Below are 13,130 nucleotides of genomic sequence, written 5' to 3' on the forward strand. Positions count from 1 at the left end.
AATTACGAAATTATGGAATGAAGGTGAATGAGTTGAAGGACGAATTGCAAAATCGAGATGTCATTGATTTGTTGAGCGAACGTCATGAAATACTTCGACGACTTGCTGAAGAGAAATGGAATAAAAATAATACACTCCATATATCTAACTCAGAATGGCATATTTTAAGTAAAATATATAAAAAACAACCTACTATTTCAGAGGTAACGAAAGTTGTTGATTTTTCTCGCCAGGCAACTCACAAATTTATTAAAAGTTTAGAAGCTAAAGGCTTGGTAGAAGTGAGTAATGCTGAGCATAGTAAGAAGCACAAAGTAATCCGAATGACGAATTTCGGTGAAGTTTGCTATGAACAAAACGAACGTAACAAAGCGGAAATTGAACAGCAATTGGTTCGCACAATTGGAGAAGAATCAGTCGCAATATTAAAAAATATATTAGAGCTTAATTGGAGTTTTGAGCAGTTAGAGGCGTAAGAGTGGGTTATAAACAATGGATACCTACAATTCCTTAATTCTTCAAATTGTCGATAAAAGGAATCAAGAATAAATTTCTTGATTCCTTTTGTTTTATCAATACATAGAAAATCGATTGGTGAGGACGGGGCGACTCCTGTGGAAACGCACGCATAGTAAGATGCAACAAACCGCGAGTTAGTGAGGGTTGCGGCTTGCATTGTGCTCACGGAAAGCATCCGACCGTAGCAGAAATCAACCCCAAAAAGAAGTTATTGAAAGGAGCTACTATCATTACCTAACCAGTTGATTGGAGCGGAGGGCGGCGACTCCTGCGGGAACGCACGCATAGTAAGACGCGTGCATTCCGCGCGTAGCGGAAATCAACGTTAAAGTATGGTACACAGGATTTTACCTTTTTCAATCCGTGCAGCTATATTTTTACCATTTATTTATCTGCTTTTTTAAAAATTATTGCTTCTAAGAATAGAAATGAAAAAGCTATAATATGGACATAGAGGTGAATGGAAATGAAAAAAGATCGTGGCAAAGTTTGGTTAGGTGTTGCGGGTTGCACAGTTAATGAGCATGGACAATGGCTCGTCGTTAAAAAGGCCTATAGTGGTTTAAAAGGTCGATGGTCATTACCAGCGGGGTTTGTCAATGCAGGAGAAACAGTAGATGAAGCGGTTGTTCGAGAGCTAAAAGAGGAAACTGGCATCGATTGTTATGTTTCGGGCTTAATAGGTTTTCGTACAGGTGTTATTCGTGGTGAAATTAGTGATAATATGGCCATCTTTTATTGTAAGATGAAGGACGAACAACAACAGCTATTTATCCAAGAAGATGAAATATTAGAAGCTAAATGGCTGTATCCTAGTGAGCTTGCGCAGGATGAAATGACATCTGTTATGTTAAAGGAAATGGTGGCTAATCCATTTGAACAACACCAATTAGATGCCATCGAAGGCATCGATCCCGGGGAAATATTTGGCTACACATCTTATCGTTTGTTCTTTAGAAAATAGTGGAAGAAACACTGCTGCTTTTACTAGAAGTAGGTTTTTTTCTAAAATATGACGAACATGCGAAATGAAGGATATGTTCATTGAAAGCACTCTCATAATCATGTAAACTAATGAGAGGAAAACGGAGGTTATACATACATGGGTGGTTCAGTTTCAATTGTGCAGTTAATCATTTCAATTGTGTTATTTTTCGTCATGTTTTTTGGTATTGGATTTTTATTGAATATGTTGCTGCGAATGACATGGTTAATGGCAGTTATATATCCAATTGTAGTAATCTTTATTATCGATAAAGTTAGCTTTTTAGATTATTTTTTTAAACCAGGCACAGCTTTCCCCGCATTGCTTGATAAATTTCGAGCACTGCATGTAGTAGATATTTCTATTTTATCTGGAGGCTTTGCAGGGGCAATTGTAGCAGGAATTGTTATGATTTATTTACGAAAAAGTGGATATCGCATGTTTTAACTTTACAAAGAAAAAATGGATATCTAAAAAGAGCTGGTTCGAGGATGTGAACCAACTCTTTTTTTATAGAATGAATTGATAGGTTATGATAGCGATAAAGATGCCTGTTAATGCTCCAAAAAACACCTCACTACGCTTATGACCAAGCAAAGTTTTCAACTCTTCCATTTTTTCCTGCCCATCCATCTGTGGCCAATCTTTTATATCACGTAGCAATGTTTGAAAATCTTTGCGGAGTTGATTTAATACAACCGCATGCTGTCCTGCTTGGAAACGAACACCACTTGCATCATACATAACAATGAACGAAAACATTGCGGCTATGGCGAAAACAGGTGAGTCTAAACCTGTTTCATAAGCTATCGATGTTGTTAAACCAGTAACAGAAGCTGAGTGAGAGCTAGGCATTCCTCCAGTGGATGTAAATAGGCCCCATTTTATTTGTTTAGTCATTAAAAAATGGATGGGGATTTTAACAAACTGTGCAAAGAGAACAGAAAAGAGGGCGACGAGTAGAGGGGTATTTTGAAGTATCGCCAAATTCATCACAACCTTCACTTATAATTGCCTTTATTATAACATTCATTATTTTCTAAAAGAAGAAATAGCTAAATATTACGCGCTTTTTTGAAAGTTAGGTATAATGGAAATATTGAATGGAGGAATAATTATGCATATTGTTAAAGAAGCAAAAACATTTGAATCGATTTCTACAGAATTATTAGTTGTAGGGGTTACTAAACATCGTGAACAAATGCAAGATTGGGCAAGTTTTTCAGCATTTTACGGAGATTCGCTAAATGCCTGGCTTAGTGCAGGTGATGTCTCAACAGAATTAAAATCTATTACTAAATTGCCATTTGTGAAGGAACATGCCAATTTAAAACGTATTTTATTTGTTGGCTTAGATGAGCGTAAAAACTTAACAGAAGGTGACTTACGTGCTGCCTTTGGATTAGTTGGCAAAGAGCTTAAAGCTTTAAAAGTAAAGGACTATTCAATTTGGCTTGAATCATTTACTACAGAAGCAATAACTGTAGATGATGTTGCATTTATAGCAGGTGAAGGAACTACGCTAGGCTATTATTCTATTCCACATTATAAAACAACTTCAAATGAAGTAGATAAACGTATTGAAGCTGTACATTTAGTGACAACTGCTGAGGATTTAGATAAAGTTGTGGCAAGCTTTGAAGTTGGTATTATTTATGGTGATGCGGTTAATGAAGCTCGTAGTTTAATTAATTTACCACCAAATCTATTAACTGCGACAGACTTAGCAAATTATGCGCAGTCACTTGCAATTGAATATAATTTTGAAGTGGAAATTTTAGATAAAGCTCAACTAGAAGAACTGGGTATGGGTGGTATTTTAAGTGTTAATCAAGGCTCATATGAGGAACCACGTTTAATCACGTTAAAATATAAAGCAACAGAAGACTTCACTGATCCAATTGGTCTTGTTGGTAAAGGCGTTACGTATGATACGGGTGGTTATTCTTTAAAACCTAAAGATTCTATGGTTGGTATGAAGGGCGATATGGGTGGTGCAGCAGCAGTACTCGGTGCTATGAAAATTATTGGTGAACTACGCCCTAATAAAAATGTAGTGGCAGTTATTGGTTCAACTGATAATATGGTTTCTGATACAGCCTTTAAACCAGATGATGTTATTACAACATATAGTGGTAAAACAGTGGAAATTTTAAATACGGATGCTGAAGGACGTTTAGTTTTGGCAGATGCTACTACATATGCTAAACAACAAGGTGCAACAGCACTTATTGATGTTGCTACTTTAACGGGTGGTGTTATTACAGCACTTGGCCTTGATAAAACAGGTGCACTTTCAAATGATGATGCATTCTATGCTAATTTCATGGAAGCAGCACAAGAGACAGATGAGTTTGTATGGCGTATGCCATTAACAGAAAGTGATAAAAAGCGAATTCGCAAATCAGATGTTGCCGATTTGAACAACTCTCCTGGTCGCGATGGTCATATGATTTTTGGTGGTGGCTTTGTAGGCGAATTTGTTGGTGAATTACCTTGGATTCATTTAGATATTGCAGGCACATCGGATGCAGTAGCTGCTCATGATTTAGGACCAAAAGGTGGTACGGGTGTCATGGTGCGTACATTAGCAAACTTTGTGCAACGATTAGGTGAAGAAAAATAGAGTAGGCAAAGAACTCGCGGGATATGTATCTCCCTTCATACGATAGAGAAGAAGGGAGGGAGCCTATGCGAAATTTCGGAGGTTATCCAGGAGGCGGCTTTGGTGGCGGTGGCTTCTTTTGGCCAATAGGTGTACCATTTGTTGGCGGCTTATTAGGAGGCTTTCTAGGGTCACAATTTAACCGATATCCATACTATCCATATTATCCAAACTATCGACCATATCCACCTTATCGACCAGGTCGACCATATCCGTGGAATCGTAGACCTTGGTGAATTAAACGGATGTCAGGTAGCTTACTTATAAAGAAAAAAATGCTAGGAGCAAATACTCCTAGCATTTTTTTGTTTTTACAAGAATGGCTTAGCTCCAGTGTTAAAACTTTTTAAAATGAATAAAACAACGGTTGACAGAATATACTAAATTATTTATTATTCTTATTATATTACTAAGAATTAAAAATGGAAGCTGACTAGTAAACTAGAGGCTCTTATTATTCACAGGCAATTCTTTGCCTATGGATAGTATGAGTCTCTTTTTTTATCTATAGAAAGGAGTGACATGACTTGGGGAAGGTGTACATTGTTGGAGCAGGTCCAGGAGATATTGATTTAATTACGGTGCGAGGATTGCGCTGCATTGAACAGGCTGATGTCATTTTATACGACAGACTGATTAATAAGGATTTATTAGCGTATGCGAAAAAAGGTGCCAAGTTAATATTTTGCGGTAAGTTACCGAATCGACATGCCATGATTCAGGACCATATTAATCATTCTCTTGTAAGCTACGCACAGCAAGGCTTTATTGTCACAAGGTTAAAAGGGGGTGACCCATTCGTTTTTGGTAGAGGTGCTGAGGAAGCAGAAGTGCTTGCACAACATCGTATACCATTTGAAATCGTACCTGGGATTACTTCTGGTATAGCTGCACCAGCTTATGCGGGCATTCCTGTTACACATCGGGATTTAAGTTCTAGCTTTGCAATGGTCACAGGACATATGCGAGAGGGAAAAGATGATGTTATACAGTGGGAAAGTCTTGCGAAAGGCATAGATACACTTGCGATTTACATGGGGGTTGGAAATTTACCTTATATCCAACAGCAGTTAATAAAATACGGTCGTGATGAGCAAACGCCTGTCGCACTTATTCATTGGGGAACGTGTCTGCAACAAAAAACTGTCGTCGGTACATTAGGGAATATCGTGGACGTGGCACAGCAAGAAAATATTCAAAACCCAAGCATGATAGTAATTGGTGAAGTGGTGACATTACGGGAAAAAATCCAATGGTTTGAGGAAACTTGTCCTGAAATGCCTTTAAAAGAAATTTCAGTATAGGGAAGTGTTTTAATGCAGGCTATTTTATATGTGGCACATGGTAGTCGTGTAAAAGCTGGTGTGGAGCAAGCAGTTGCATTTTTACAACGTGTGCAACAAGACGTGGATTTACCGATTCAGGAAATTTGTTTTTTAGAGCTAGCCCAACCGACGATTGCACAAGGTATAGAAAACTGCGTACGCCAAGGGGCTACAGCTATAGCAATTATGCCTATCCTTTTGTTAGCTGCTCAGCATGCGAAGCACGATATCCCTCAGGAGATGGAAAAGGCAAAACAGCGATACCCAACAGTATGCTTTACATATGGAGAGCCACTTGGCGTACATGAGCTATTAATTGACACATTACAAATGCGAATTTTAGAAACTGAGCTGGATGCTAACAAGGCAAGTGTCTTACTCATCGGTCGTGGAAGTAGTGATCCAGCAGTTAGGGAGGATTTAGCAAAAATTGCGTTAAGACTTCGTGATAAATATAGTTATGTAGCCGTTGATACGTGCTTTTTATACGGAGCGGGTCCTAGTTTAGAAGACTGGTTAAGGCAAAGTCAACAATATAATCGACGTGTATTTATCGTGCCGTATTTATTGTTTACTGGCATTTTACGTCAAAGTATTGCCAAGCAATTGCATGGGTATGAGGAAAACAACCTGATTTTATGTAATAGCTTAGGCTATGACGACAATGTAAGGAAAGTATTAGTAGAACGTATTGTTCAATTAGTGCAACTAAATTATTTGGAGGAAGGGTGTTTTTCGTAATGGTAGATAAGAGAAAAGAAAATGTCAATCTAGCATTAGATAATGTCCGACAAATTTTAAATACAGTTAACCATGGTTCGATTACATTAATTGTACAAAATTTTTACGTTGTACAAATTGAAAAGAAAGAAAAAATTCGTCTTAGATAATTTTAAATTATACGTGAGGTGGCATAGTTTGAAACTGCAAGTAATAAACAGTCCTTTTAATGAGGAGCAGGTGAAGCTATTAAATGAGCTATTACCTAATTTAACAGGAGAACAAAAAATTTGGTTAAATGGTTACTTAAGTGCCCCACTAGCAACCATCGATACTAATGTAGTAGAAGAAGAAAAATTGTCAGTTGCCCCAACAACAAAAACAGTAACATTGTTATATGGTTCACAAACTGGAAATAGCCAAGGCTTAGCTGAAAAATATGCAGCTGCATTAAAAGCTAATAATGTTGAGGTGACAGTCACTTCTTTAGCGAAGTTTAAGCCAAATAATTTAAAGAAAATAACGAATTTATTGCTCGTAGTAAGTACACATGGGGAAGGGGAACCACCTGATCAAGCAATCCAATTCTATGAATTTTTACACAGTAAGCGTGCACCTAAATTAGAGCATTTGCATTTTTCCGTACTGGCATTAGGCGATAGCTCCTATGAATTTTTCTGTAAAACAGGTCAGGATTTTGACGAGCAATTTGAAAAGCTAGGCGCAACACGTATCGTGCCACGAACAGACTGTGATATCGATTACGACGAAGCAGCTGCCAATTGGTTTACGGCTGTTCAACAGGCGTTATTACAGCACACAAATACGGCAACAAAAACCGATCAAAAGCAAATAGTAGAAGGTGACGCTACATATTCCCGTAAAAATCCGTATTATGCTGAAGTATTGGAAAACATCAATTTAAATGGTCGAGGCTCAAATAAGGAAACGCGTCATATTGAGTTAGCGATTGAAGGAGCAAATTTTCATTTTGAGCCTGGAGATAGCATCGGTATTCTTCCAGAAAATGATGAATCAATAGTGAACGCATTAGTAACAGCATTACAGTTTAACCCACAGGCACAAGTAACTGTGTTTGATGAAGTAATGCAATTAAAAGATGCGCTACAGAAAAAGTTAGAAATTACGGTGTTATCGAAGCCACTTCTACAAAAAATCAGTGCCTATACGGTGCATGAGGAATTTGCCAAGCTAATTGAAAGTGCTACAGCTTGGAAGGACTATGCCAGAGGAAGAGATTTAGTAGATATCGCTGAAGATTTTGCTCCATTTACTTGGGATGCACAACAGTTTGTTAACCTGCTACGTAAAATACCAGCTAGACTTTATTCCATTGCGAGTAGCCAATTGGCAAATAGTGATGAGGTCCATTTAACAATTGGAAAAGTAAGCTATGAAACGAATGGCCGCGTACGTTTCGGGGTGTGCTCAGGTAGTGTTGCAGGGCGCGTTAATATTGGTGATACATTGCCAATTTATGTTCATAAAAATCCAAACTTTAGATTGCCAGAACAAGCTGATACACCAATTATTATGATTGGTGCTGGCACAGGAGTTGCTCCATATCGTGCATTTTTAGAGGAGCGAGAGGAATTAGGGATAGCGGGCAATACTTGGTTAATTTTTGGTGATCAGCATTTTGTAACGGATTTCCTTTATCAAACAGATTGGCAGCGTTGGCTTGCGTCAGGAATATTAGCTCAAATGGATATCGCCTTTTCTCGTGATACAGATAAAAAAATATATGTTCAACATAAAATCGAGGAGAAGGCACAAGCCTTTTACGAATGGCTGGAGCAAGGGGCTGTTATTTATGTATGTGGCGATGAAAAATCGATGGCAGCGGATGTCGATCAAACAATCCGTCGCATAATTGAGCAACAAGGGAACAAAACGCCTGAAGAAGCGAAAGCGTATATTAATGAATTGAAACAGCACAAGCGCTACCAACGTGACGTTTATTAGTAAAGGAGCGAAAAAAATGACTGAAAAAATTATTTTACCGCCACAACCTGGAACACCTAGTGATGTAGAACGCATTAAAAGTGATAGTAACTACTTACGTGGGTCACTTGAACGGACAATGAAAGATCCATTAAGCTCAGGAATTCCCGAGGATGACAATCGATTAATGAAATTCCACGGAAGCTACTTACAGGATGACCGAGATTTGCGAAATGAGCGGCAACGTCAAAAGTTAGAGCCAGCCTATCAGTTTATGGTGCGAGTACGAACACCTGGTGGTGCTGCAACACCTGCACAGTGGCTTGTAATGGATGAGATGGCTAGAAAATATGGCAATGGATCATTAAAATTAACGACACGTCAGGCATTTCAAGTACACGGCATATTGAAATGGAATGTCAAAAAATATATGCAAGAAATCAATGAGGTATTGTTAGATTCACTTGCTGCCTGTGGAGATGTGAATCGAAATGTAATGTGTAATGTCAATCCAAACCAATCGGCATTACATGAGGAAATTTACAATTGGTCAGCAAAGTTAAGTGAACATTTATTGCCAAGAACACGTGCCTATCACGAGCTATGGCTTGATGGCGAAAAAGTAGTAGATAGCCAAGAAGAAGAAATCGAGCCTATTTACGGTGCACAATATTTACCACGTAAATTTAAAATTGGCATGGCAATTCCACCAAGCAATGATGTGGATGTTTACTCACAGGATATCGGTTTAATCGCAATCATTGAAGAAGAACAGCTAGTCGGCTTTAACGTAGCTGTTGGTGGTGGCATGGGGATGACACACGGTGACCATGAAACATATCCACAGCTTGCTCGAAGTATTGGCTTTATTACACCTGACAAATTGCTTGAAACGGCAGAGAAAATTATTACGATTCAGCGAGATTATGGTAATCGTTCAGTTCGAAAAAATGCACGTTTTAAATATACCATTGATGCGCGTGGACTCGACTGGTTTAAAGCAGAATTACATCGTCGTTTAGGTTGGGAACTACAGGAGGAGCGTCCATTTACTTTTGAACGCACTGGAGATGAATTTGGTTGGGTCAAAGGTGCTGAAGGTAAGTGGCATTACACATTATTTATTCAAAATGGGCGTATTAAAGATTTTGAGGATTACGAACTGCTAACAGGGCTGCGAGAAATCGCCAAAGTGCATACTGGAGATTTTCGATTAACACCAAATCAAAATTTAATGATTAGTAATGTATCGCAACAGCAGAAGAAAAAAATTGCTGACCTTATTGAGCAATATAAGCTAACAGATGGCGCGCATTACTCTGCACTACGCCGCAATTCAATTGCTTGTGTATCGTTACCTACGTGTGGCTTAGCAATGGCAGAGGCAGAGCGTTATTTGCCTTCACTCATTACGAAGATTGATACGATTATTGATGAAGCTGGTTTACATGATACCGAAATTGTTATTCGTATGTCTGGTTGTCCAAATGGCTGTTCACGTGCAGCAATGGGTGAAATAGGCTTTATCGGCAAAGGACCAGGCAAGTACAATATGTATCTTGGCGCAAGCTTTACAGGTAATCGGTTGAATAAAATATATCGAGAAAATATTGGGGAAGAAGAAATTTTAGCAGAATTACGTCCAATTCTTTTGCATTATGCAAAGGACCGTTTAGATGGTGAACATTTCGGGGATTTTGTTATTCGTGCAGGTTATGTATCAGCCGTCGTTGATGGACGTGAATTTCATAACTAAAATATATGCAAAGTAGAAAAAGTGTTAGATTGACTGCCATCAATCTAACACTTTTTTGCTAGGCCATTAATGTCTACTACGACGGATGCTTTCCGCGGGAAGGTAGTATAGATACCTATCATAAGAATGACTTCCTAAATCGTAAAAATCCACTGCGCTTTCCGCGGGCACAGTGTAAGCCGCAACCCCCGCTGTCGCGCGGTTTGTTGCGTCTTACAACTTGTGCTGTTCCCGCAGGAGTCTTCGTGGATTTTTACTTGGAAAGTTATAAAATTACATTGCTAGCAAGGAAATAGATATGTGCCTGGCACCCTACCTCCGCTAAGAGTAAAAATTTACGAACACCTTCTTCCCGCGTGCACAAAATTTTAACCCAACCTTTTTAAATAGAAAAATCCTCTGGAATAAATACCTTTAATTGCTTTGGTCTTACAAATACATTGTCGCCTACTTTTAGCAAGAGATTGGTAAATTGATCTTTTGTCAGCTCTGCCTCTAAAAATTCATCAATATCAAGACGACGCAGTTCAATTTGTACGATTGGTCCGAGCAAATGAATATGGCTTATTTGAGCAGGGACAGTGCCTGGCACCGCTGTTTTTTCGATTTGGATATCATGTGGTCGAACATAGCCTACAGCATCGTCCTGCGAATGTGCGTGTGTGTCTGGCACATCTATGGCAAATTCTCCATGTGTCAGCTTTCCGTTATGTAAACGCCCTTTGAAGAGGTTGACATTACCTAAGAAATCATAGACGAATGGACTTTTAGGGTTGGTATACACTTCATCTGGACTGCCAATTTGCTCAATTTTACCGTTGTTCATGACGACAATACGATCAGCCACATCGAGTGCTTCCTCTTGGTCATGCGTTACAAAAATGCTCGTTATATGAAAATCATCATGCAGCTTCCGCAACCAGCGTCTTAATTCCTTACGTACTTTCGCATCAAGTGCACCGAATGGTTCATCTAATAAAAGTACTTTAGGTTCGACAGCGAGTGCTCGAGCGAGTGCAACACGTTGACGTTGCCCACCAGATAGCTGTGTTGGATAACGATCTGAGAAATTTTCAAGTTTAACAAGTCGCAGTAATGTCATTACTTTATCGTTTATTTCTGCTTTGCTTGGTCTAGATTTCCTTGGTCTTACTTTTAGCCCATAAGCGACATTATCAAAAACGGTCATATGGCGAAAAAGCGCATAGTGCTGAAATACAAAGCCAACGTTGCGTTCCTTTGGATGATGATTAGTAATCGTTTGACCGTCAAATAAAATTTCGCCGACATCCGAAGCTTCAAGTCCTGCTATTACACGCAGTAATGACGTTTTACCAGAACCAGAAGGACCTAGCAGTGCTACCAATTCACCAGATTGGATATCGATGGATACATCTTGAAGTGCTTGAAAAGAACCAAATTTCTTTGATACATTTTGAATTTGTATACTCAAGCAAGTAAACCTCCTTTAAATTGATTTTGATTTCCACGCAACAATATCTTTTATAATAAGCGTGATGATGGCTAGCACACTCATTAATGATGCAACAGCAAAGGCTGCTGAAAATTGATATTCATTGTATAAAATTTCGATATGAAGTGGCATCGTATTCGTCATGCCCCGAATATGACCTGATACAACAGAAACAGCACCGAATTCACCAATAGCACGGGCATTACACAATATTAAGCCATATAATAAACCCCATTTAATGTTGGGTAATGTAACATACCAAAACGTTTTAAAGCCATTCGCACCGAGAGAAATAGAAGCCTCTTCCTCGGATGTTCCTTGTGCCTGCATTAATGGCACAAGCTCTCTTGCTACGAAGGGCAAAGTAACAAAAATAGTAGCAAGTACAATGCCTGGTAAGGCAAATACGATTTTAATATCATTGGCAAATAGCCAGTTCCCAAAAAGACCTTGTGCACCGAATAGCAATATAAACACTAAACCTGCGATAACTGGTGACACAGCAAAAGGTAAGTCAATGACCGTAAGTAATAGATTTTTTCCCTTATAGTTAAATTTCGTTAGTACCCAAGCGGCCATTATACCGAACATTGCATTTAAAGGAACTGCGATTGCTACTACAGTTAAAGTTAACTTTATAGCAGCTAATGCATCTGGATGGGTAATGGCTGCAAAATAAACATCTGCTCCTTTTTGAAAAGCTGTTATAAAAATGGAAACGAGGGGAAGAACGATAAAACATGCTAAAAAAGCAAGCGCAATAAAAGTTAATACATAACGAACAATGCGAGGCTCCTGAAGGGCAGCTGGCTTTGCCGTGGCAATATGTGATTTACGAGCAAATGGTTCGATTACCGTTGATTGATCCATAAATACCTCCTCCTAATGTACAAAGCGACGGTTTGCCAGCCACTGTATCAAATTTATGGTGAATAATAAGACAAAGGATGTAATAAGCATGACAGCCGCGATAGATGTAGCGCCTGCATAGTCATATTGTTCAAGCTTAGTCATAATAATTAACGGTGTAATTTCCGTCTTCATCGGCATATTTCCCGCAATAAAGACAACTGATCCATATTCCCCTAAGGCACGTGCAAAGGCTAACGAAAAGCCTGTTAAAATAGCAGGTGCCAGTTCAGGGAAAATAATTTTCGTGACGGTTTGGAGACGGGTTGCTCCAAGACTTGCCGAGGCTTCTTCGACTTCAGTACTTATATTTTGTAAAACAGGTTGCACAGTGCGCACTACAAATGGAAGTCCAATAAAGGTTAGCGCAATGATAATACCAAGTGGTGTAAAGGCAATTTTAAAATCGAAAAATTGCCCGATCCAGCCATTCGGGGCATAAAGAGATGTTAACGCAATTCCTGCTACAGCTGTAGGTAAAGCAAATGGTAAATCTACGAGACCGTCAATGATGCGCTTGAACGGAAAATCGTAGCGCACAAGTACCCAAGCGATAATGGTACCAAAGACGACATTAAGTAACCCAGCGGCTAACGCTGTGCCAAAGCTAAGCTTATAGGAAGCAACGGCACGAGGATCAGTTATAATGGTCACAAACTCAGCCCAGCTCAAGGACATCGTTTGAATAAAAATCATTGCTAAAGGCAAGAGCACAAGCAAACTAACGTATAGCATTGTATAACCAAGAGAAAGATGGAAGCCGGGAATAACACGTGCCGGCTTCTTTTTTACTGTTAGGCTACTCATCATAT

The 13,130-nt window shown here is 39.0% G+C and carries 14 protein-coding genes; 10 read left to right on the forward strand and 4 right to left on the reverse strand.

The window, feature by feature from the left end:
• Positions 1-23: 23 nt before the first annotated feature.
• The 3 genes from JNUCC52_RS18460 (at position 24) to JNUCC52_RS18470 (ending at position 1,951) form a co-directional block, all read left to right on the forward strand.
• Positions 24-476: a MarR family winged helix-turn-helix transcriptional regulator gene (locus tag JNUCC52_RS18460; protein ID WP_370635741.1), complete on the forward strand. Its 453-nt coding sequence runs from the start codon at positions 24-26 to the stop codon at positions 474-476.
• Positions 477-985: 509 nt separating this feature from the next.
• The gene (locus tag JNUCC52_RS18465) at positions 986-1,483 is read left to right on the forward strand and encodes an NUDIX hydrolase (RefSeq protein WP_173479774.1); all 498 of its coding nucleotides are present in this window, start codon (positions 986-988) and stop codon (positions 1,481-1,483) included.
• Positions 1,484-1,621: 138 nt separating this feature from the next.
• Complete coding sequence (locus JNUCC52_RS18470; protein WP_173479773.1) at positions 1,622-1,951, forward strand: YuiB family protein; 330 nt, start codon at positions 1,622-1,624, stop codon at positions 1,949-1,951.
• A 63-nt stretch (positions 1,952-2,014) separates the two neighbouring features.
• Here the strand turns inward: JNUCC52_RS18470 and JNUCC52_RS18475 are convergent, their stop codons facing one another.
• On the reverse strand, positions 2,015-2,497 hold the full coding sequence (locus JNUCC52_RS18475) for a divergent PAP2 family protein (protein WP_173479772.1): 483 nt from the start codon (positions 2,495-2,497) through the stop codon (positions 2,015-2,017).
• A 124-nt stretch (positions 2,498-2,621) separates the two neighbouring features.
• On the opposite strand from JNUCC52_RS18475, the gene JNUCC52_RS18480 reads away from it, so the two are divergent.
• From JNUCC52_RS18480 to cysI, 7 genes are all read left to right on the forward strand, one after another.
• Positions 2,622-4,130: a leucyl aminopeptidase gene (locus JNUCC52_RS18480; protein ID WP_337980527.1), complete on the forward strand. Its 1,509-nt coding sequence runs from the start codon at positions 2,622-2,624 to the stop codon at positions 4,128-4,130.
• A 65-nt stretch (positions 4,131-4,195) separates the two neighbouring features.
• Entirely contained in the window at positions 4,196-4,405 is a 210-nt protein-coding gene (locus tag JNUCC52_RS18485; RefSeq protein WP_173479770.1) for a uroporphyrin-III methyltransferase, read from the forward strand.
• Positions 4,406-4,696: 291 nt separating this feature from the next.
• Positions 4,697-5,473, forward strand: a complete 777-nt coding sequence (cobA, locus tag JNUCC52_RS18490; protein WP_337980528.1) for a uroporphyrinogen-III C-methyltransferase — start codon at positions 4,697-4,699, stop codon at positions 5,471-5,473.
• A 12-nt stretch (positions 5,474-5,485) separates the two neighbouring features.
• On the forward strand, positions 5,486-6,235 hold the full coding sequence (locus JNUCC52_RS18495) for a sirohydrochlorin chelatase (RefSeq protein ID WP_337980529.1): 750 nt from the start codon (positions 5,486-5,488) through the stop codon (positions 6,233-6,235).
• Entirely contained in the window at positions 6,235-6,384 is a 150-nt protein-coding gene (locus tag JNUCC52_RS18500; RefSeq protein WP_173479767.1) for a YezD family protein, read from the forward strand. The genes JNUCC52_RS18495 and JNUCC52_RS18500 overlap by 1 nt, the downstream gene beginning before the upstream one ends.
• Before the next feature lie 28 nt (positions 6,385-6,412).
• On the forward strand, positions 6,413-8,200 hold the full coding sequence (locus tag JNUCC52_RS18505; protein ID WP_337980530.1) for an assimilatory sulfite reductase (NADPH) flavoprotein subunit: 1,788 nt from the start codon (positions 6,413-6,415) through the stop codon (positions 8,198-8,200).
• 16 nt (positions 8,201-8,216) lie between these two features.
• Complete coding sequence (gene cysI, locus JNUCC52_RS18510) at positions 8,217-9,935, forward strand: assimilatory sulfite reductase (NADPH) hemoprotein subunit (protein ID WP_337980531.1); 1,719 nt, start codon at positions 8,217-8,219, stop codon at positions 9,933-9,935.
• A gap of 382 nt (positions 9,936-10,317) precedes the next feature.
• On the opposite strand, the gene JNUCC52_RS18515 is transcribed toward cysI, so the two are convergent.
• Genes JNUCC52_RS18515 through cysT form a run of 3 tightly spaced genes read right to left on the reverse strand, consistent with a single transcriptional unit; the run spans position 10,318 to position 13,125 of the window.
• The gene (locus JNUCC52_RS18515) at positions 10,318-11,388 is read right to left on the reverse strand and encodes a sulfate/molybdate ABC transporter ATP-binding protein (protein ID WP_337980532.1); all 1,071 of its coding nucleotides are present in this window, start codon (positions 11,386-11,388) and stop codon (positions 10,318-10,320) included.
• A 15-nt stretch (positions 11,389-11,403) separates the two neighbouring features.
• Positions 11,404-12,279: a sulfate ABC transporter permease subunit CysW gene (cysW, locus tag JNUCC52_RS18520; protein ID WP_173479764.1), complete on the reverse strand. Its 876-nt coding sequence runs from the start codon at positions 12,277-12,279 to the stop codon at positions 11,404-11,406.
• 12 nt (positions 12,280-12,291) lie between these two features.
• Positions 12,292-13,125: a sulfate ABC transporter permease subunit CysT gene (gene cysT / locus JNUCC52_RS18525; protein WP_139860254.1), complete on the reverse strand. Its 834-nt coding sequence runs from the start codon at positions 13,123-13,125 to the stop codon at positions 12,292-12,294.
• Positions 13,126-13,130: the final 5 nt, after the last annotated feature.

Origin of the sequence: Lysinibacillus sp. JNUCC-52, from assembly GCF_015999545.1 — a bacterium.
GTDB lineage: Bacteria > Bacillota > Bacilli > Bacillales_A > Planococcaceae > Lysinibacillus.